Origin of the sequence: Sulfurovum sp., from assembly GCF_041562805.1 — a bacterium.
In the GTDB taxonomy this organism is placed as follows: Bacteria; Campylobacterota; Campylobacteria; order Campylobacterales; family Sulfurovaceae; genus Sulfurovum.
Genome location: NZ_JBFFOH010000037.1, coordinates 1 through 19998, shown reverse-complemented (window position 1 = coordinate 19998; position 19998 = coordinate 1). Strand labels below are relative to the sequence as shown.

Annotated in this window: 21 protein-coding genes; 11 read left to right on the top strand and 10 right to left on the bottom strand. The window is 37.5% G+C overall.

Annotation, left to right across the window (positions count from 1 at the left end; all coding sequences use genetic code 11):
• Together ABYK33_RS06585 and ABYK33_RS06580 are read left to right on the top strand one after the other, a co-directional pair.
• Nucleotides 1-1467: 4Fe-4S binding protein (locus tag ABYK33_RS06585; RefSeq protein WP_373032251.1), on the top strand; the 1467-nt coding region annotated here is incomplete at its 5' end.
• Between the two features lie 113 nt (nucleotides 1468-1580).
• Nucleotides 1581-4673 (top strand): efflux RND transporter permease subunit, encoded by a 3093-nt coding sequence (locus tag ABYK33_RS06580; protein ID WP_373032250.1) that lies wholly within the window; start codon nucleotides 1581-1583, stop codon nucleotides 4671-4673.
• Between the two features lie 4 nt (nucleotides 4674-4677).
• Here the strand turns inward: ABYK33_RS06580 and murJ are convergent, their stop codons facing one another.
• Both murJ and ABYK33_RS06570 read right to left on the bottom strand, forming a co-directional pair.
• A complete protein-coding gene (gene murJ, locus ABYK33_RS06575) occupies nucleotides 4678-6084 on the bottom strand; it encodes a murein biosynthesis integral membrane protein MurJ (RefSeq protein ID WP_373032249.1) in 1407 nt (468 codons plus the stop codon).
• Between the two features lie 19 nt (nucleotides 6085-6103).
• Entirely contained in the window at nucleotides 6104-6721 is a 618-nt protein-coding gene (locus ABYK33_RS06570; RefSeq protein ID WP_373032248.1) for a flavodoxin domain-containing protein, read from the bottom strand.
• Between the two features lie 163 nt (nucleotides 6722-6884).
• On the opposite strand from ABYK33_RS06570, the gene ruvA reads away from it, so the two are divergent.
• Nucleotides 6885-7442, top strand: coding sequence for a Holliday junction branch migration protein RuvA (gene ruvA / locus ABYK33_RS06565; RefSeq protein WP_373032247.1), 558 nt, complete (start codon nucleotides 6885-6887; stop codon nucleotides 7440-7442).
• Between the two features lie 10 nt (nucleotides 7443-7452).
• On the opposite strand, the gene ABYK33_RS06560 is transcribed toward ruvA, so the two are convergent.
• Together ABYK33_RS06560 and ABYK33_RS06555 are read right to left on the bottom strand one after the other, a co-directional pair.
• Nucleotides 7453-8280, bottom strand: a complete 828-nt coding sequence (locus tag ABYK33_RS06560; RefSeq protein WP_373032246.1) for a DUF89 domain-containing protein — start codon at nucleotides 8278-8280, stop codon at nucleotides 7453-7455.
• Nucleotides 8281-8352: 72 nt separating this feature from the next.
• Complete coding sequence (locus ABYK33_RS06555; RefSeq protein WP_373032245.1) at nucleotides 8353-8523, bottom strand: hypothetical protein; 171 nt, start codon at nucleotides 8521-8523, stop codon at nucleotides 8353-8355.
• 126 nt (nucleotides 8524-8649) lie between these two features.
• On the opposite strand from ABYK33_RS06555, the gene eco reads away from it, so the two are divergent.
• A complete protein-coding gene (eco, locus tag ABYK33_RS06550) occupies nucleotides 8650-9123 on the top strand; it encodes a serine protease inhibitor ecotin (RefSeq protein ID WP_373032244.1) in 474 nt (157 codons plus the stop codon).
• A 2-nt stretch (nucleotides 9124-9125) separates the two neighbouring features.
• Here eco and ABYK33_RS06545 read toward each other — a convergent pair whose 3' ends face one another.
• The 6 genes from ABYK33_RS06545 to ABYK33_RS06520 all read right to left on the bottom strand — a co-directional run bounded on the left by ABYK33_RS06545 (nucleotide 9126) and on the right by ABYK33_RS06520 (nucleotide 13330).
• Nucleotides 9126-9935 carry a hypothetical protein gene (locus ABYK33_RS06545; RefSeq protein WP_373032243.1) on the bottom strand — a complete coding sequence of 270 codons (810 nt, stop codon included), beginning with the start codon at nucleotides 9933-9935 and terminating at the stop codon, nucleotides 9126-9128.
• Nucleotides 9925-10386, bottom strand: coding sequence for a hypothetical protein (locus ABYK33_RS06540; protein ID WP_373032242.1), 462 nt, complete (start codon nucleotides 10384-10386; stop codon nucleotides 9925-9927). The genes ABYK33_RS06545 and ABYK33_RS06540 overlap by 11 nt, the downstream gene beginning before the upstream one ends.
• 32 nt (nucleotides 10387-10418) lie before the next feature.
• On the bottom strand, nucleotides 10419-11468 hold the full coding sequence (locus tag ABYK33_RS06535; protein ID WP_373032241.1) for a sensor histidine kinase: 1050 nt from the start codon (nucleotides 11466-11468) through the stop codon (nucleotides 10419-10421).
• Complete coding sequence (locus ABYK33_RS06530; protein WP_373032240.1) at nucleotides 11455-12081, bottom strand: response regulator transcription factor; 627 nt, start codon at nucleotides 12079-12081, stop codon at nucleotides 11455-11457. Before ABYK33_RS06530 ends, ABYK33_RS06535 begins: the two co-directional genes overlap by 14 nt.
• Nucleotides 12082-12245: 164 nt before the next feature.
• Nucleotides 12246-12923 (bottom strand): C40 family peptidase, encoded by a 678-nt coding sequence (locus ABYK33_RS06525; protein ID WP_373032239.1) that lies wholly within the window; start codon nucleotides 12921-12923, stop codon nucleotides 12246-12248.
• Between the two features lie 53 nt (nucleotides 12924-12976).
• On the bottom strand, nucleotides 12977-13330 hold the full coding sequence (locus tag ABYK33_RS06520) for a hypothetical protein (protein ID WP_373032238.1): 354 nt from the start codon (nucleotides 13328-13330) through the stop codon (nucleotides 12977-12979).
• 73 nt (nucleotides 13331-13403) lie between these two features.
• Between ABYK33_RS06520 and ABYK33_RS06515 the strand changes: the two genes are divergently transcribed.
• The 7 genes from ABYK33_RS06515 (at nucleotide 13404) to ABYK33_RS06485 (ending at nucleotide 19838) form a co-directional block, all read left to right on the top strand.
• Entirely contained in the window at nucleotides 13404-14549 is a 1146-nt protein-coding gene (locus ABYK33_RS06515) for an NAD(P)/FAD-dependent oxidoreductase (RefSeq protein ID WP_373032236.1), read from the top strand.
• Nucleotides 14550-14630: 81 nt separating this feature from the next.
• Nucleotides 14631-15890 (top strand): L,D-transpeptidase family protein, encoded by a 1260-nt coding sequence (locus ABYK33_RS06510; protein WP_373032235.1) that lies wholly within the window; start codon nucleotides 14631-14633, stop codon nucleotides 15888-15890.
• Nucleotides 15891-16019: 129 nt separating this feature from the next.
• The gene (locus tag ABYK33_RS06505; RefSeq protein ID WP_373032234.1) at nucleotides 16020-16670 is read left to right on the top strand and encodes a murein L,D-transpeptidase family protein; all 651 of its coding nucleotides are present in this window, start codon (nucleotides 16020-16022) and stop codon (nucleotides 16668-16670) included.
• A gap of 140 nt (nucleotides 16671-16810) precedes the next feature.
• A complete protein-coding gene (locus tag ABYK33_RS06500; RefSeq protein WP_373032233.1) occupies nucleotides 16811-17191 on the top strand; it encodes a PA2779 family protein in 381 nt (126 codons plus the stop codon).
• A gap of 1 nt (nucleotide 17192) precedes the next feature.
• Entirely contained in the window at nucleotides 17193-18158 is a 966-nt protein-coding gene (locus ABYK33_RS06495) for a PA2778 family cysteine peptidase (RefSeq protein WP_373032232.1), read from the top strand.
• 291 nt (nucleotides 18159-18449) lie between these two features.
• Entirely contained in the window at nucleotides 18450-18587 is a 138-nt protein-coding gene (locus ABYK33_RS06490; protein WP_373032231.1) for a hypothetical protein, read from the top strand.
• Between the two features lie 246 nt (nucleotides 18588-18833).
• On the top strand, nucleotides 18834-19838 hold the full coding sequence (locus tag ABYK33_RS06485; RefSeq protein ID WP_373032230.1) for a hypothetical protein: 1005 nt from the start codon (nucleotides 18834-18836) through the stop codon (nucleotides 19836-19838).
• Nucleotides 19839-19998: the final 160 nt, after the last annotated feature.

The window sequence follows — 19998 nt, the reverse complement described above, 5'->3', positions numbered from 1 at the left end:
GACATATACGGTATGCCCGTATTAGGATTTTTGTTTAAAAATCAAACATTTATGATGGTGTTGAAGATAGTTGTTCTCGCTCTGTTCATCTATGGTGTATATATGGGATTTGCTGATCCCGGAACAGAAAATATCTTTACCCAGCACCTCTTTTGGGGACTCTTCTGGTCTCTATTCATCGTAGTGACTCTTACTACCTTTGGTAGAATTTTTTGTGGTATCTGTCCTCACGGATTTTTAGGAAAATATATCACAAAATTCGGCCTTAAAAAAGAGATGCCTAACTTCTTGAAAAATAGATTTATCGGTATCTTTATTCTCTTTTTTGGATGGTGGGCCATCTACTATACAGTACCTGGATTCTGGAAAGTACCACTTGCTACAGCTTGGCTTTTTACCGGTATTACATTGGTTGCTTTTGTGATGTATTACCTTTATAAAGACATGAGTTATTGTAAATATATCTGTCCTATAGGAACTTTGACAAAAGCGTATGGTAAAGTCTCGTTTGCTGCATTGGGTACATATAAAGAGGATTGTGCAAGTTGTGAGACATTGGATTGTGCAGTGGCGTGTCCCTATAACCTAAAGCCATTCGCATTTGACAATAAAAACTCTATGGATGACTGTACACTTTGTATGGATTGTAGTGATGCTTGTGACTCGGTAGCATTTAGAATTACAAAACCTTCAGCGCCATTGTTTGAAAAGTTCAAATATAATAAAGCAGAAGTGTGGGCATTTATACTCATTACAGCGGCTATCTCGCTCACGATGAGCTTTCACCATGGGTTAAACCGTTCTGCCATTGCAGATACATTTATCTGGTCAACAACAGCGGAGTATGCAAAACAGTATATCGATTTTGGATCACTTGATGCAGTAGGAATGTTTGCTTTCATCTATGCTACATTGTTTGCGATCGGTATCGTTTATATAGGTATGTTTGTGGCTTCCAAGGTTTTAAAAGCGCCTTTTGAAAAGACCTTTTATACTTTAGGTTATGCCTTTGCCCCTCTATTTCTCATTGGTGGTTTGGCACACTTGATACATAGTTTCTTTACGCATAACTATGCAGATATAGCGAATGGTTTCATTTATGGATTTGGTTTGGAAGCTGGTCCTATTGAAAACCTTGCCTCAAGAAAAGATGCATGGCTGAGTATCTTTAATGTGATCCCTTACCTTGCGGCACTTTGGGGATACCTGATCTTGGCAAAAAGAATGAAGTTCTTCAACGCAACGAAGACGAAGAAAGTCATAGCATTTGTTTTTGCTTCTTCCCTCATTACACTTTATTTGTCTACAAACCTCTATAGAGCCTACGTATTTAAAACATATGGTATGGCAAAAAGAAGTCATCATGGAAGTCATGGAAACCATGGTGCTTCCGCACCTGTAAAGTCAGACACACCGGTCATGAAATGTGAAGCGGGAAAATGTGGTGCAGCAATGAAAAAACAGTAGCGTTATGACGCTATATACACGCTGGGAAAACAACAACTAAGCAGCGTGTGAGTATGCTTATAGATAAATTATCGCCAAATTAAGTAAAAATATAAGTATATTGGGAAGCGTGTATGTTTGAAAAAATAGTAAAGTTTTTTATCGAAAACTATAAGATCAACTATACGCTCTTTTTCCTTTTTTTTGCTGCAGGAATCTACTCCTACACTAATATACCTAAAGAGATATCTCCTACCATAGAACCTGAATCCATAAGTATTAGAGGTGCATATTCAAGGGCTTCTGTCGATAACCTCAATAAAATGGCTGTTCAAGAGATTGAAGATGAGGTTAAAAATATTGTAGGCGTAGACACGGTTAGTTCTGTGATTTCTCCAGGTAGATTTACCATTACATTGGAACTTGATAAAGGTACTGACAAACGTGTTGTCATGGACGATGTAGAAGAATCACTGGCACTCGTAAGAGTCAATCTTCCAAGTGATATGGATGATCCTGTCATTAAAGGCGTTGCACATGCAAGAAGTATCATGCATGTATCCATGCGTTCTTCTGAAATTTCCAGAGGTGAACTTAAAGCACTGTCGAAAAAATTCAAAAGTAAACTTCTTTCTATAAAAGATGTATCAGATGTGACGATGTTCGGTGACTCTGAACTTTTTTACGAAGTGTTGATAGATGAAAAGAAAGTCAATGCCTATGGGCTTTCTTTATCTGAAACGCTACGTATGTTTTCAGAACTCTCTTATATATTTCCTCTGGGGAAGATAGAAAACAATCAAAAACAGTATTATATCTCTACGAGTAACAGTAAAAAGCTCTCGAGCGAAATTGAAAATACGATCATAAACATCAATGATCAGCAAATTGCCTTAAAAGATATTGCAACTATCGTAAAGAGATATGAAGATTCATCTACACTTGCCAGTATGAATGGTAAGAATTCTATTACGCTTGCTGTCTCACAAAACCCTAAAGGCAATGCAGTCACCATAGCAGAAGATATTAAAGAATTGATAGCTGATATGAGTGTTGACGGGGTTGAATTTTCTGTCAGAATGGATAAGTCTACCATCATCAAAGACAGACTGAATATCGTTATCTCAAATATCCTTTTTGGGGTTATACTCATTACCTTGCTAACGGCTATTTTGATCAACATTCGTATAGCCTTTATCATTGCTTTGGGTATTCCTACTTCATTTGTCATAGGGGCGATATATTTCTATTTTACGGGTTACAGTATCAATATAAACTCTTTGATAGGTGTACTACTTGCCATCGGTATCATTGTTGATGATGCAATCGTAGTAAGTGAAAATATTCAACAATATATTGAAAAAGGACATCCGCCAAAAGAGGCTGCTATCCTTGGGGTAAAAGAGGTGGCTAAGCCAGTGACAATTGCATCGATCACAACGCTGTTCTCTTTCATACCACTTTTAATGCTCAGTGGCAGACTTGGTGAGATCATACAGTTGATTCCTATAGCATTTTCTGCACTCATTATCGCATCACTTATTGAATCATTTATCTTTTTACCTATACATGCGGTGCATACCCTTAGTCCAAATTCAAAAACACTTTCATGGAAGAAAATAAATCTACGATACGCTAATGCTTTAAAACTTTTGATGAAACATCAAAAAAGTTTTTTATTGACTTTTGTGATCATTGTGCCACTTTTGATCTATTTAGGTGTAAAAACCTCCAAGTTCCAAATGTTTCAGTCTTTTGATGCATCTTCTATCAATATCACATTTAAAGCAAAACCAACCACTACGATTGAAGAGTCTTTGGAGATCATCCAAACATTGGAAAAAGATATTTTGGCACAAAAAGAGAGATTTTTTGTAAAACATGTAAGCTCAACAGCAGGGTATAGAAGAAGTGCTACCGGTTCAGCTGAGATGTACCCTTATGTAGGATATCTATCTATAGAACTGGCTAAGGAGAAGCCTTCAAATTTTGTAGATAAATACATCACGCCGTATCTCAGTTTTTATTATGATGAGAAAGATAGAATTAGAGAACGCTCTTCAAAACAGATATCAAAAGATCTTCGAATGTGGCTTAAAGAGCAAGGATATAAAGAGAGATTCAATATAAGTAATCTCATGGTAGTGGAAAAGAAAATGGGTCATACGAAAGCGGATATCCGTATCGGTGTTATCAGTGATGATCATCAAGAAGCGCTCAAAGCTATTAGAGAGTTAGAGGAGAGTTTTACTCAAGTAAAAGGACTCAAATATTTTGGTAATAATGTAAAAGTAGGGATAGATGAGATCAAGCTTCAAGTGAATAGTTATGGAGAAGAACTGGGTATTACAGAGAAGTATCTGGGTAGCTATGTTTCTGATCTTTATCTTTCAAAAAGGGTTGGTACTATTTTTGACGGTAATGAACTTGTAGAAATACAAGTAAAAACCCTCAATATTGAAGATGACCTGGAGCAATTTAAGCAGCTAGCAATTCCTTTAAAAAACAACACCTATGTAAAACTTGAAGATGTTTGTGAATTTGAGAAAGTAGAATCTTTAGAGAGATTAGTTAAAGATGACGGTGAAACAACTTTCTATGTCTTTGCAAACGTGGACAATTCAGTGATAACAGCAACGGAAGTATTGGAACAGATCGCTCCTACGATAGAAAAACTCAAAAAAGAAAAGGGCATAAGACTGAAATTTAAAGGTGAGCGTGAACAAAAAAGAATGATGCAAACCGAAATGATACTCGCTTCGGTCCTTGCTATCATTTTGATATTTATCGCGATACTTTATCTTTTCAACTCTTTACGTGAAACGTTGATCGTAATGTCCGTGATACCTTTCTCTTTACTCGGTGTCTATGCAGGTCATTTTATCATGGGACTCAATATCTCACTTCCTTCACTTATAGGAGCATTGGGACTGGCTGGTGTGATAGTAAATGATGGTATTATCATGATGTCTACATTGAGAACAGCCAAGGGTAAAGAGGATATCTCTATCCTCGCAGCAAGACGGTTCAGACCGATTGTGCTTACCTCTGTGACAACGGTGATAGGACTTTCTTCACTCATATTCTTTGCTACAGGACAAGCAGCGACCTTCCAACCACTTGCCGTAACACTTGGGTTTGGACTTTTATGGGGTACGATATTGAATCTTTTCTATCTTCCTGCAATGTATAGTTTTTCACAACGTTATCAGAAGGTTGAAGCTTAGTCGTTTATCGTATATACTCAAGCAGTAAATGATTGATTTCATACAGTGCAAAAGAAAAAAGTAGCAATCCAAAGACCCAATAAAGAGATCGTTTTGATCTGACTATTTCCATGAATTTATCTGTACCTACTTCTTTTACAGTTAGGATAAAAAGTACCCACCCGCCGAGACTCCCAGCCAAGGCAAGTCCTGAAGCACCAAGAGGGTGCATGAGAATCAGTGATGCTGTGACAGATGTTACAAGAGAGTAGACAGCAATTTTAGCTGCTTTGAGATGCCTATGTGAAGCATACAGGAAAAGAGAAAAGAGTTTTGCCAGTCCAAAAGGAAGTAACCCCACCATATACATTTGAAGTACCATTACGGTTTCTAGTGTCTGTACTTGTGTGAATTTTCCTCTTTCAAAGAGTAGCCAGACAATGGGTTCTGCCAGTAAGATACCGCCGACCATAGCCCCACCTAACAAAAATGAAAGTAACCAAAAGGCCTGGTTCAGGTTTTTATATGCTTCTGTTTCATTTTTGTTCTTCAGTGCTTTTGACACAGCAGGAAAGAGCACTGTAGCTGTAGCGATGGCTATGATGGCAAGTGGAAGTTGAAAGATGCGGTTGGCGTAAAAGAGATAAGAGACAGAGCCTGTCATGAGAAATGTTGCCAAGAGCGTGTCTATAAATGCAGAGATCTGAGGCGTGGAATTTCCCAGTATTCCTGGTAAAAAGAGAGATTGAAACTGTTTCTTTTCTTCATTGACATCTTTACTTTTTCTGTATTTCCATCCACCTATAAGGATCTTGTGCAGATTTAGCTTGTTGAGTGTGATAAGGTGTACCATTACTTGCAAGATTCCACCGATGAGTACAGCAAAACTCAGTGCATATGCTACTGTCTTGGGATCTTCTTTCATATAGATATAGAGTGCTGCGATCATAGAGATATTGAGTAGGGCTGTTGACATGGCTGTAGTAGCAAAGTGGTTTTTGTATTGGAGTAGTGTGGCTAGAAATGTTACGATAAAGATAAGATCCAAATACCAAAAGTTTATAGCAGTCATAGGTGATGTTTTACCTATTAGTTCACTGTCCCATCCCCAAGCCAAGAGTTTCGTGATAGGTTCCGGAAAAAAGGTAATGAGCAATGAGAATGCCATTAGAAAAAGTAGAAATCGCAGAAAGATAGCTGTGGCAAAAACACCTTTATGTCTACTCGATACAAAAGAGGGCATAAAAGCCTGTGTAAAAGCACCTTCGGCGAATATACGTCTAAAAAGGTTAGGAAGTTTGAATGCAACAAAAAACATATCACTCCACACAGAGGCACCCAAGGCAGAAGCCATAAGTACATCACGTCCCAGACCGGTAACACGTGAAAATAAAATACCAAAGCTGTTAGTGAAAATGGATTTTAATCGCATAATATTCTTTATTGTTAAGTTAGCTGTATTTTAGCATAGAAATACCAAACTTCTCTGCCTCTTCAGGATTGGTCCTATCCCAACTTTTAAACTCTCTTTTGAGAACATTTTTGTAGAAGTTATCCAAAAGTTTTCTATCTTTTTCACTTAATTTTTCAATGGTCATTCTTCCACCAAAATGTTTTTTTAATACAGGTTTGACAGTGAGTGGTTTATGAAAGCGTTCAAAATAACCTTCTATTCTGGCTTTTCCAGCCACATCCTCACCTGTTGTCCCACAAACGATAAATGAAGCAATGATCTTGGATTCTATCTGTATTGTATGGGTAGAGAGCAGTTCCATCAAACGTTTATGTGCACCATCGATCCATATACCTGAACCTATAATAAACTTATCATATTGGTTCAGTGTTTCAGTAAAATCAATGGTTTCGATGTTCAATACATCTACATCACTGCCGATTCCTTTAGCGATCCATTTTGCACTATCTTCTGTAGCACCATATCTGCTTCCATAGATCAATGCAATCTTTTCTGAACGGTTCTCTATCAGTGCTTTTATGCTATTCCCAAAACTGAATGCAGAAGCTGATGCCAAAGCTACTCCTACATTCAGTAAAAAACTTCTTCTATTCATTTTTATCCCTAAGCTCACTATCTATGTTTATTTTATCACAATTGATTGATAAGATACGAAATATCTATAAAAGTGAGAAATAAAACATGTCAATTTGACATATTTTTCTATCTAGTGTAAAACTCTTGATATACTTTGACAACTTAAATGAATAAGGGCAGATATGATAGTAGGTATAGAAGGTACAGTAGAAAGGAAAGACCCCACTTTTGTACATATAAATGTAAACGGATTGATCTATGAAGTGATGGTATCTATCAATACTTCAAATGCTATAGCAGACAAAAAAGTAAAACTTTTTGTCACTCAGGTCATACGTGAAGATGCCAATCTTCTTTTTGGATTTATGGATACGAATGAACAAAAGATGTTTGACACAGTTCTGAAGATAAATGGAGTAGGGCCAAAAGTAGGTCTGGCTATCTGTTCTACTTTTACCCCTTCTACTTTTGCAAAAGTGGTGGCGTCAAAAGATGTCAGTATGTTGAAACGTGTACCTGGTATAGGACCTAAAGCAGCAAGCCGAATCTTGGTAGAATTGGCTGACTTCATTGTTGATGGAAATGATGAGAGTATCAATTCCGGGGCACTGGGTGAAGCAATGATGGCACTGGAGAGTTTAGGGTTTAAAAAAGATGCTATTCACAAAGCACTTAATGGATGCAGTGGAGACACAAGTACACTGGTTAAAGAAGGATTAAAAAAGTTACAGAGACTGTAAACGCATGTATTTACGCTTTTTTAAATATCAATTCTTTAACGTTTTGTCCTATCTCTTCAGCTACTACTGTACATTTTACAACGAAAAGAAAATAGATAGGACGTTGGGCCATTTTATATAGACTCTCAAAATTTCCCATACCTTTTGCCAGTACAATATCAGCACGATCAAAGATCTCTCTTGACGTTTGATTGGCTTCTTCAAGATCATAGCCGGGTGTTGCAACACCTGTATCGATAATAGATGCACAAGAGCTAAGTAGTTGGGCTTCTTTTAAGGTCACATCATTGATGATAGGCTTTCCTCTAACAAAGTAGTGTATCTGTATATCATAGCTTTTTTTGATGGTCTCTATGAGAAGTTTATCAAAGATGTGCTCACCGACATTATCACCGATGATCACCATCTCTTTCACATTTTGAAGCTCTTCAATGAAGGTATCGATGTTATCAATAGCAAAGGCCTGATGAAAATGACTTTGGATCATTTCATCCAATGTAAACTGTTCTTGTGCACTAAAATCGATCACATTGCCTATGACAGCCATTTTAAGTGCATCTGGAATAGTGTGTATAAAAGAGGTGTCTATCTTCAGTGCTTCGTGTGTGGCACGTTCTTTTGCAAGTCCTACGGGATCTTCTTTGCCTGTAACATCTGCAATAGCCTGATAGATATCTTTTGCGATCTGTGGAGGGGTACTTAACATGCCATGATCCATCAAAACTTGTGCAGTTCTATCGAACACTTTTTTACTCGTGGCATCATCAAGATCCAAAAGTTTGGTCACTTTAAGGGCTTGGTCGAATAAACAGGATAAACAGTCGGGTTTAATGTTCATGTTGGATATCCTTTTAAACGACGCTTACAATGTGTATGGAAACACTCTAGTTTAGCGATGTTATTCTCAAATTTAGTTAGAAAGTAAGTAAATGAATGCAAGATAGCTGAAGAATCCACCTAACATCCAGGCAACGACATGTATGATCCTGATCTTACATTTTGCTTCATCTTTTTCAGATAATTCTTTTATTAGTTTATTTGCAGTTGCTAGCTCTTTTTCCAGTTCTTCAATTGTTTTCATATTTAGCCTTTATGGTATAACTGATTATAAAGTTTAAAGCTTTAAATATCTTGCTTTCCAATATTGTAACATTAATTTGAAGGGGATTAATCATCTTGATGTATAATGATTAAAAAGGAGTATGTCATGAAGTATAACTTACTGTTTATAGGCTTTTTGATCATAATAGGAAGCACAACTCTCAATGCAGAGCCTACAAAAAAAGATAATATTCATATGTACCCTCAAGCACAGGAAGGTTATGAACGTCACGTTGTCGAAGTCCCTAAAAGTGAGAATGATCATGATCACCGGGTGGAACTACTTATAGGAAAGAACATGATGGTTGACTGTAATCATCATTCGTTCTATGCGGAGATCAAAAGTGTAATCCTTCAAGGATGGGGATACTCATACCTGGAAGTAGACAACATACAAAGTGGTGCAACAACGATGATGGCATGTCCTGAACCAAAAACACAGAAATTTATATCGATACATGATGAATTACGTAGATATAACAGTCGGATGCCTATGGTTATCTATGTTCCAAAAGGGTATGAAGTACGTTATCGTATTTGGATTGCTGATCAAACTGTACTACAGGCTGAACAACGATAGTGTTACCAAATACTATATCCAAATTTTATGCTCGCTGAGTTGCTGAGCTCATCTTCTATCTCATGGCTGTATGAGAGTGTGGTAAACCATTTCTTATTGATCTTATATAAAACTGTAGATATGATGGAATGTGCCGGATCATTGGTCGTAAATTTACTCTCTGCGTACGTATAAGCGATATTGGCATAAAAGTTTTTGGTAAAAAAGTAACCACTACCTGCATAGACTGTATTAATGTCCTGTAATGGAGTTATGATTTCATCATCTTTGATAAAAGTATGGCTTACTCCGGCAAAAATGGATAGTGCAGACTTTGGATAATAGACAATAGAACCATACAAGGTATAGTCTGTGTTGTTACCTGTAAAATCATAAGTAGGTAATTTAACACCCACTCCCAGACCTAATTTGAGAGATTTAGTGATCTTGAATTTATATTTGACCTTTAGGGTGGTATCTTGCATACCGCTGTCATCATTCGTGTTAAAGTATCCAGTACGTAGTGAATAGCTCCAATTATTGAGATAATAACTGATCTGGAATTTGGTTGAGTGTTGGCTGTCTCTGTCAAGTTGTTCTTCATTAATACTATATGCATAACCGAAACTGACATCTAAACTGCCATTATCTCTTTCATGAGGGAATATGAGTGTATTGGTTGAACACCCTTTGTCATTTACTTCATCTAGAAAAGGGGTATTTGTACATTGATCTAGGTTGTCAGGTACACCATCCATATCCTGGTCTTGGGTGGATTGTGCAGGACTTAATGTAAAAAGCATCAGGCTGAGTAAAAGTATTTTAGTCATCATCAGTTTCATCCTCAATATGATCTTCGGTTTCATCCTCGATATGGTCTTCCGTTTCGTCTTCGATGTGATCTTCGGTTTCATCTTCGATATGGTCTTCTGTTTCGTCTTCAATGTGATCTTCTGTCTCACTTTCCATATGATCTTCTACTTCAGTCTCATCATCGGAGTGTACTTCCGTTCTCTCTTTTGTCTTAGAGATCACTTCTCTTCTGTGGGCAGAGGTCGGTCTGGTATGTCTTTTCATCTCATTAAGAGCTCTGTTACTATGTTGGCTTCGTGTGATAGATTTGAGCTTTGTAATGGCATCTATACGCTCTTCTTCCTGCATATGTATCACTTCTTTTTTAAAGGCATTCATAAGCATGAAACGCTCTTCAACAGATGCATTCTGGATAGCTTCAATGCGTTCATCAATACTTGCATAAAGAGGCAGGATCAATAACAATAACAATAGTAGGCGTTGTAAAATAGATCGTTTGATAGCTATTCCTTTCCAAGATGTTGAAAGTTCAATATGATTTTTGTACCATTGTTGATCTGGCTTTGGATACTCATGCTTATATTGAGTTCATTACATAACTTATTGACGATATGTAGTCCCAGACCAAGGCCTCGGTCCTGTTCTTTATAGTATCTGTGTAACACTTTATGCACATCTTTGATACCTTTACCGGTATCTTCTATCGTAACAGTTTCAAGAGCGATGGTTACTCTTACTTCTCCATTCACTTTATTATATTTTGCAGCATTGCTGAGTATATTATCTAAAATACGCATAAGAAGTTCATGATTGGTATTTTTAACCAGTTCATTTTGTTTATCGTATATATAGGCCAATTTCGGATAGATGTGTTCTAGATTTTTTAAACGTTCCTGTGCCAATGATGCAATGTCTACATTTTGACTTTGTGACGGAGAGTTGTGTAGAAAACTTTTTAAATTATTTTGTAAAAGTAAAATATTGTCTATACTCTTAGAAAGTCTTGAGACATAAGGGTCTTCTCCTTTTTCATCTTTAAACATTTTTATATTAAGGATCATCGAGGTAATAGGTGTATTGAAATCATGTAATATATCTTTGATAAACTCATCGTTGAGACGCAGAGCTTTTCTGATAGGATTCAAGCTGTAAAAGGTAAAAAACAGTGCGACCCCTAGAAGTAGTAAAGAGGCTACAATAAATTGAACCCAAAGTGTCTGAGTGATGTTTTGTATATCGTTGTGTATTTTGTCTTCTGCATATGAGATCTTCATATAATATTTCTTAGATTTTGGAATCGTAAAATAGGCATGGGTTCCATTAGTATCATAGAGTTGATTCAGTATGTTTTCACTTTGAGGAGCAAAATCAAAAGAGAATTGTTCACATTCCAAAGAATAACTGCACAGCTGCATCTCTTGCAGAAGGTTGTGCTTATATTCTGTCTTTTTGGTACGATATAACTCAATAAAAAGCAAGACAAGCAAGATCTCTAAAAGAGAAAAGAAAACTAGAAAGTTTTTAAAAAGGGATTCTTTTTCATAATTTTTCAAGTATGTACCCTTTACCCCTGATGTTTTTGATGTCAACGTTCAGTTTCTGTTTTATTTTAGTGATGGCTACACGTAAAGCAGTATCTGATATGTTCTCTAGACATTCATAGAGTTCTTCTTTTTTGATGACTGAACCGCATTGACATAATAGTTTTTCAAAAATCTTGAATTGTACATTGCCGAGATCGACGATCTCCCCATGACACCTAATGATCTGTGACTCTGGGTCATACTCTAAATGTTTATAACAAATCGTAGAGGTTACAAATTTCGCAGCAATACGGATAAGCAGTTCCTGCGGATCAAAAGGTTTCTTGATGTAGTCCATTGCTCCTAATTTAAAACCTTCAGCCATAGAGTTGATATCAGTCAGAGCAGTGATAAATATAGTGGCTGTCATGTCTTCTGCATATCGAAGAGATTTTAGAAAATCAAGACCATTCCCTTGTGGAATATTGATATCAAGTAAATAGAGGTCATAGGTATGGTTAAAGGTTAACTCTTCTGCTTCTTCTACACTGAGGGCAGTATCTACTTGATATCCTTCTTTTGAAAGAAAGAGTTCCAGTGTTTCACTGAGTATATGATCATCTTCAAGCAGCAATAGTCTCATGTAGTTTGTTCCTTTGATGTTAGTGACATTTTACCATAAGAGTAGTAGAAATTTTGAGATGGAATATTCCCTATCTCTACTTGTTATCTTTTGATAGAGTTATTAAGTCATTCTATCAAGTGTTGTGTTACCTATGTGTTAGCGTGGGGAGTAATTTAGTGGCGTTATGTTTTTTGAACAACCCGTCTGGCAGAAACAAATGTTTCTGCATAGCTACCATGTGTGAGAGGTGAGATGATAATGCCTTTATTTTTAGAAGCAGCATGGATGAAGTTTCCATTGCCTATATAGATACCCACGTGAGTGATGGGGATGCCTCTTTTTTTATCTGTAAGGAAGAAGAGTAGGTCTCCTTTTTGCAGGTCACTTCTTTCCACAACCTGACCTTGCTTTGATTGTTGCCATGCAGTTCTGGGTAGGTTGATATTATGTTTTTTATAAAGGTATTGCACATAGCCTGAACAGTCAAACCCTTCAGGTGTAGTCCCACCCCACACATATTTACCTCCCTTGAAGTATTTGGCATCTTCTAAGAGTTTTTGCTTGTCCAGTTTTGAGATCTGGTAGGTTGTTCCTGCTTTTTTTGCTATTTCCTGTGCTTCTGCGATGCGCTGCGCTCTTTGACGTGCAGCTTTAGCCATGCGTGCAAGATATTCTGCCTGGTGAAGTTCATCATAAATGGCCTGGAGTGAGTATTCTGTGGCTTTTTGATTGAGAAAGGCATTTTCTGTATGTTCGATCTGTGTACTATGAAGAATTTTGCCTTGCTGATCTGTAATGGTAAAGAGGTTTGCTGTAGAAAAAGAAAAAATAAATAAAAATGTAAAGAGGGATTTTAACATAGTGCATCCATATTTTTTTATACTATAGCACAAAAAATATGAATGAAAGTTTGTTAGTGGGTTGTCCCACAAAAGTTAGCATCACATCCGTTGACTGCACCAGAGAATTCTGAGTTGTCTATGAAGAATTTCAACATACGGTCTTTTCGTTTCTTGAAAAGTGAACTTTTAAGACTAGCGAGTGCTTCAGGTTTATCTTTGTGCATCTTTTCAAGTTTACCAGGAGTCTCAAAATAGAATTCCCAGTCCTCTTCCTCTATCTGTTTCGCCATATAGAATGGGGTACCATGACAAGAAGTACACATTTTCTGTACAGTTCTTAATGCCTTTGTATCATATTTTTCTGCAGCGTAGGAGAAGGAGGTGACAGCAGCAATAAGAAATGAGATAGCGATAGTTTTTGTCATAAGAAGACCTTTTTTTAGGGTTATTGTAATGCAGATATGTGCACTTTGTGTGTAGCTTGCGCTATAATACCCCATGGATAATAAAATCATCATTATAGGAGGAGGAGCAAGTGCACTGATGCTGGCTTCTCTGCTGCCTAAACATACAGCTACCATCATAGAATCAAATCCCAAAGTGGGTGCGAAAATACTTATTTCCGGTGGAGGAAAATGTAACATTACCAATACACGCATGGGAACAGAATACTTCCTTGGTGATGAAAGTTTTGTACAACAATCCTTAAAAAAATTCAATGAAAAAGCACTTTTAAAATGGTTGGAGAGGCAAAATCTACATCCCATACTTAGGAAAGAAACACAGTACTTTTGTAAAGATTCTGCTAAAGAGTTACTGGATATCTTTTTAAAAGAGAGCAAAAAACAAACTGTTAGTACAAATGAAAAAGTCTTAGAAGTGACCAAACGTGATGAGATTTTTTATGTGAAGACGAATAAAAAAATACATACGGCAAAAGCTGTAGTAGTTGCTTCGGGGGGACTTAGTTTCCCTAAAATTGGTGCAAGCAGCATAGGGTATGAGATCGCAGAGTCGTTTGGACATACTATAGTAAAAACGGCACCTGCACTGGTAGGCTTTACGGTACAAAAAGAGCAGTTCTTTTTTAAAGAACTTTCCGGTGTTTCGACAGATGTGAAGATACATGTTGGAAAGAATATTTGTGAGGGTGCTTTACTGTTTGCACATAAGGGTATAAGTGGACCTGCGGTGTTGGATGCATCTTTGTATTGGGATAAGGGAAAAATAGAGATCGATTTTTTGCCAAACTTTTCCTGGAAAAGCGTACAAGGAAGTAAAAAACAGATATCTTCACTCTTGCCTATGCCAAAGCGAGTTAGCAAGGCATTTTTGTTGCAATTCAAGCTCGAAGATAAACCTCTTCATCAGCTTACGCCACAAGAACTGGAAACACTTCAAACTTTAAGTCATTATAGCTTTGCTCCTGCAGGTACATTTGGTTACGCTAAAGCGGAAGTGACAAAGGGTGGGGTGGAGACATCGGAAGTAGATAATAGTACAATGATGAGCAAAAAAGTAGATGGGCTTTATTTTATAGGTGAGGTCTTGGATGTAACAGGGAGACTTGGAGGTTACAATTTTCAGTGGGCATTTTCAAGTGCTTACACTTGTGCTAAAAATGTATCTACTAGAGAACAGTAGTGAAAATTAGTATTATTCTGACATAAATATGACATTATTATTGTATATTGTTTTTTTGAATTTAAATTGAGGGAATTTACAGTGAATAGATTTATGATGTTGATACTTTCCGTAGTATCTGCTATGGTATTGAGTGGGTGTGGTGTGGGAACACCAGATGCTGAAGGTTGGAGATCAGTTCAGAAAGCTGAGTTTTTAGAGATACTTAAAACAGACAAGTATGCCTCTATCTGTAACCAACAGGCACTGTATGAGAAGGTAAAAGAGAGTGAAAACTCTAAACTCATGTCTAAATTGCTTATAGCGTATACCAAGAACCTTGCCAATGGGTGTATAGATCTGGAGAGTTTCAATGCATCTCAAGAGAAGAGAGTAGAGAAGAAGGTCGCAACATACTATGAAACATATCTGCAAGAGGTTAACGAATCCGATATTATGAGGAAGCTGAAAGCGGGACAAAGTATAGAAGAGATATTAAAACCTTATGTTCCTGAGTATGCGCAGTTCTTTGATCTTAAAAAAAGATATATGCTTTTAGAAGGTGACAAAAATACTTCAAAAAGCAAACTTCATAAGATCCGTCTTAATTTAGAAAGACTGAAATTAATGAAACCAGGGCTTGGAGACAATTATGCTTTGGTGAATGTACCTGAGTATACAGTTCGTGTGATCGATAGCAATGGTACAGCTGTGGCAATGGCTGTTGTAGTAGGGCAAAGACATCAACAGACACCTATATTTTCTGCTAACCTCCAATATGTGACCCTGAACCCTCAGTGGGGTGTGCCAGACAGTATTGCCAGAAATGAAGTGATCCCGGATCTGATCAAAGATCCAAATTATTTGGCAAGTCAAAATATGGTAATTCGTAGATCCTATGATCTCAGTACACCGGCAATTGACAAGGATTCAGTAGATTGGGAAGCGTATCTCATTGAAGAGAAAAACAGTAAAGATATGACCTATAAGTTTATAGAAGTACCTTCTAATAAAAATGGGTTGGGACGCGTAAAGTTCATCTTTCCTAACAAGCATTCTGTCTATATGCATGATACACAGTCAAAACATCTCTTTAAGCGTAAAGTACGTACCTACAGCCATGGATGTGTAAGACTTGAAAAGCCGGTGGTGATGTTAGACCATATCTCACAAAACTATACATCTAATACACCTGAAGAGGTAAAAGAGTGGTATGACTCTTTAAAAACCAAGCATATGGGGCTCAATAAAAAGTTACCTGTACATACAGCATACTTAACCACGTATGTAGATGAGTGTGGTGACTTGTTATCATTCCGTGATATTTATGGCTTTGACAAGTCACAAAAACTTAACTTTTAAGAAAAAGAGATGATGACAAGGGCATGGCTGATCTTAGCAGACATCCTTCTCCATCTTTTGCTTGTCATCTCTCTTATACTTTTTTACACTTCGTCCCCTTTAAAACAACACATCACAAAGGAAGATCAAATGGCAAGTGAAAGATCAAAGGCCAAAGAAAACTTTATAGATGTAGATCTTACAGAGGCACTTGTGCTACTTCCAGCCAAAGTCGGTGATCCTGTATTTATCCGTATTTTTAAAGAGGAGTCACTCTTGGAAGTATGGATACGCTCCGGAGCAGAGTATCAGCATTTAAAAGATTATTTTATCTGTGCCTATTCCGGTTATCTTGGACCAAAACTACAAGAGGGAGACAGACAGGCTCCTGAAGGTTTTTACAAAGTCAAAAAGTATCAACTCAATCCAATCAGTAAATTCCATCTCTCTTTTAATTTGGGCTATCCAAACCAATACGACCGTGAACATAACCGTACAGGTTCATTTCTGATGGTACATGGTAACTGTGTTTCTGATGGATGTTACGCGATGACAGATGAGAAGATAGAGGAGATCTATATGTTGGTAGAAGGGGCACTGCAAAAAGATCAAAAGTATGTGCAGGTACATGCTTTCCCATTTTGTATGACAGAGGAAAATATGGCGTTTTATTCAGAGAGTGAATGGTATGACTTCTGGGTAAACCTCAAAGAGGGGTATGACTACTTTGAAGCAGAATATTTACCACCGCATATAAAAGTTGAAAATGGAAAATATACGATTTATGAAACCAATGAATAGTCGTTTCTTAGTACAGTATTTGGTTCGATTGTATTACACTCCCTCTACTGTGTGAAGATCTTAAGGTGCATTTAACCTTAAGACAATTAGAATCTGAAATAGCAAAGAAAAGATCAAAAAATTAATATAAAGTGGTTATCATGCACATTTCAAAACTTGTTTTATCAGTTATTTTAAGTATCACATTATTCACTCAGGCTTCATGGGCACAGATGGCTTCCACTGAGGTACTTTTTGAACACTCGGTAAAGGTATCTCCAAAAGAGAAAGTTATTCAATTTACTGCTCGTGAAGATGTAGCCAAAATATTGGGACAGATGGATGTTGATCCGAAAATGATTGAAGAGAGAGTTGCTTCGATGACAGATGACGAGGTTTCGGAAATCGCTTATCAAATCGATACATTGCCAGCTGGCGGTAGTTCGATTATCGGTGCCGTTGTTTTTGTTTTTGTACTCTTACTGGTTACTGATATTCTCGGATTTACAAAAGTGTTTAACTTTACTCGTACTGTCCGCTAATGTGGGATTAACCAACTACATCTCCTTACTATTGGCATTCCCCGCTTTGCTCATACTGAGCGGTTGTACGCTGAACGAGCCTTTACCTGAAGGCAAATATCATTCTTCTTCAAATGTTAAAGTTCCTTTTGTGTCTCCGCGTTCTGACTTGTGTGGTTCAACGTCCATAGAGATGATCTCCTCGTATTGGCAGTCAACAACATCTTATGTCCCCCGTTTATCACGGCATGAACTGGACGAACGGACATTGATTCCTGCAAAAGGAGGTACGCTACAGGTAGAACTTGTGTCCACTGCACGGGCTAATGGGCTACTCGTTTACCCTTTGGAGCCAACGTTTGATGCACTTCTTTCAGAACTTGGAAAACAACATCCCGTCATTGTACTTGTCAACCGGGGCTACTCATGGTATCCGCTCTGGCATTACGTACCTGTGACAGGATATGATGAGGGGAAGCATACCATTTTGATGCATTTTTCCGATCGACCGAATGAAGAATTGCCCATCGCAACATTTGCGGCACTGTGGAAACGAAGCGCTAATTGGGGAGTTGTGCTTCTACCGCCGTGGCAACTCCCAGTATCAGCTTCAGCGAAAACGTTTCTGCGCTCTGCCTATGACCTTGAAAAAATAGGGATGACGGATAACGCTATCATCGCTTATCAAAGTGCTTTGATGCGTTGGCCGAAAGATATTGATATCCATTTTGCATTAGCCAATGCCTACTACCATTCGCATCAACTAACTAAGGCAGAACAGAGCTATCGTAAGCTTTTATCTCTCGAACCGGCGCATCCCCTAGCACTTAATAATCTGGCTGATCTTTTATGTCGGACGGGCAGAACAAATGATGCTTTGAGAGTGATTAGAAAGGCTGTGACCGATAACATTGAGATGCAGTCCATCATAAAATCTACACGCAAAGAGATCGTTAACGGGTGTGCTCCTCTGCCAAAAAAGAAATAGAACATATATATAATTTAATATACATCTGCCACCTCATGTAAAAGTACAAAATAAACAAGACAGCTGAAGATATAGCAAATCTTGTTACCTTTTATATTGAGCAGTTTATTGAGCAGATTGATTCTGTTGAGAACGGCGCACAGTAAGATGTTTCCTAAAGCGTATAGACTATAGATATCTATAGTCTATCTCTTTAATATAGTACAGTGTATGAAATTCACTACATTCATCTTCACACTTTCTTCATACTAATATTTTATACTTCCTCATCTTTAAAAAGAAAGGATTCAAATGAAAAAATTAACAACAATTTTATTATTGGCAATTGGGTTGGCATCAAGCGCATCTGCACACCACATGGCTGAGTATGATGATGCGGGTGTAAATATCCCTGAGTCTTCTCCACATCTATTAATGACATTTTACTAGACAATATTTACCCATAAAAGGTAACATCTTAAAAGAGCTCGTTTACTCCTTGTCCAAAACTGTAAACTTCCTTGTTTGCTCTTTGTTACCTTTTAGGTAAGTATTTTACACTTCCTATACTCTTAATCCCTAAAATAAATACACACTATAAAAATCACTCCCAGCTAACACTCAAGTAACACTTCCATAACACTTGAGTAACACTGTTCACGTTAAACTATCTCATAACAAATTAAAAGGACAGATATGAAAACAACTTCATTGAAATTATCCGCTTTGGCAGCAGGATTTATTTTGGCAGGATGTGGTGGGGGAAGTTCTTCTACGACAACTATACCTCAAACAAGTAAAATTAGCGGTACAGTTCCCGGAACATTGATCGAAGCATTTTGTGAGGATGGTAGTTACTATAAAGTAAAATCTACTGAAAACAATACGGATGAACATCCATTTGAGATCGAGGTTCCTCGTACATTGAGCTGTTCTTTGGTCATGACGACAAATGAAGATAGTGATACGAACAAAGTTGTTACCCAAATTGGTATTATTACATCTGATGCAAACGGTACACTCTTTACAGCAGCATCAGATATAGATCTTGGGCACATTCCTCTTGCAATGGACCCTTCTGATATCAATGATGCCAATGAAGATCATGTGTCAGATGATATACTGAGTATTCAAGTGGATGGTACATCCATTGAAATTGAATTTGAAAACCCTTTGGATGATGATAATGACGGGTTAGTCAATGTCTACGAAGATGATGACGATGATGGCATCATCAACCGTGATGATAACGATGATGATGGTGATGGCGAAGTAGATGTTGATAATGATCTGGACGATGATGGTATCGACAATGAGAATGATGTCGATGACGACAATGATGGTGCTCCTGACAATGAAGATTCAGATGACGATAATGACGGTATTGATGATTATTTAGACTCAGATGACGATAATGACGGTGTTGATGATGAAGATTCATCAAATACCACCATAGATATAATTTTACCAACAACATATACGGCTAACGCAGGAAGACTTTTAGGTTCACAATGTGCCCAGTGTCATGGTACGAATGGTGTCTCTTCAAATGACTGGGACAGTATTGCAGGTGAAGCTGATCTTGTGAATGAGATCTATGAAGATGATGAACCAATTATGAGTGCACAGGCCCATGGATATACCAGTGAAGAGATAATACTTATTGGCAACTGGCTAAAAACGCTTAAAACTAACGATTAAAAAAGGACAGTAAATGAAAACAACCCATTCTAATTCAAGACGAAACTTTATGAAGTTTGTTGGAGCAAGCTCACTCTTTGCAGTTACTCCTGGTATGGCGGCTGATACAACCACTCCACACATTGTGGTAGTTGGTGGTGGATTTTCAGGGGCAACCTGT

Bases quoted from the DNA above. Each gene is read 5' to 3' on its own strand.
- ABYK33_RS06580 (WP_373032250.1), top strand. From the start codon at position 1,581: ATGTTTGAAAAAATAGTAAAGTTTTTTATCGAAAACTATAAGATCAAC.
- murJ (WP_373032249.1), bottom strand. From the start codon at position 6,084: ATGCGATTAAAATCCATTTTCACTAACAGCTTTGGTATTTTATTTTCA.
- ABYK33_RS06570 (WP_373032248.1), bottom strand. From the start codon at position 6,721: ATGAATAGAAGAAGTTTTTTACTGAATGTAGGAGTAGCTTTGGCATCA.
- ruvA (WP_373032247.1), top strand. From the start codon at position 6,885: ATGATAGTAGGTATAGAAGGTACAGTAGAAAGGAAAGACCCCACTTTT.
- ABYK33_RS06560 (WP_373032246.1), bottom strand. From the start codon at position 8,280: ATGAACATTAAACCCGACTGTTTATCCTGTTTATTCGACCAAGCCCTT.
- ABYK33_RS06555 (WP_373032245.1), bottom strand. From the start codon at position 8,523: ATGAAAACAATTGAAGAACTGGAAAAAGAGCTAGCAACTGCAAATAAA.
- eco (WP_373032244.1), top strand. From the start codon at position 8,650: ATGAAGTATAACTTACTGTTTATAGGCTTTTTGATCATAATAGGAAGC.
- ABYK33_RS06545 (WP_373032243.1), bottom strand. From the start codon at position 9,935: ATGATGACTAAAATACTTTTACTCAGCCTGATGCTTTTTACATTAAGT.
- ABYK33_RS06530 (WP_373032240.1), bottom strand. From the start codon at position 12,081: ATGAGACTATTGCTGCTTGAAGATGATCATATACTCAGTGAAACACTG.
- ABYK33_RS06525 (WP_373032239.1), bottom strand. From the start codon at position 12,923: ATGTTAAAATCCCTCTTTACATTTTTATTTATTTTTTCTTTTTCTACA.
- ABYK33_RS06520 (WP_373032238.1), bottom strand. From the start codon at position 13,330: ATGACAAAAACTATCGCTATCTCATTTCTTATTGCTGCTGTCACCTCC.
- ABYK33_RS06515 (WP_373032236.1), top strand. From the start codon at position 13,404: ATGGATAATAAAATCATCATTATAGGAGGAGGAGCAAGTGCACTGATG.
- ABYK33_RS06505 (WP_373032234.1), top strand. From the start codon at position 16,020: ATGGCAAGTGAAAGATCAAAGGCCAAAGAAAACTTTATAGATGTAGAT.
- ABYK33_RS06500 (WP_373032233.1), top strand. From the start codon at position 16,811: ATGCACATTTCAAAACTTGTTTTATCAGTTATTTTAAGTATCACATTA.
- ABYK33_RS06490 (WP_373032231.1), top strand. From the start codon at position 18,450: ATGAAAAAATTAACAACAATTTTATTATTGGCAATTGGGTTGGCATCA.
- ABYK33_RS06485 (WP_373032230.1), top strand. From the start codon at position 18,834: ATGAAAACAACTTCATTGAAATTATCCGCTTTGGCAGCAGGATTTATT.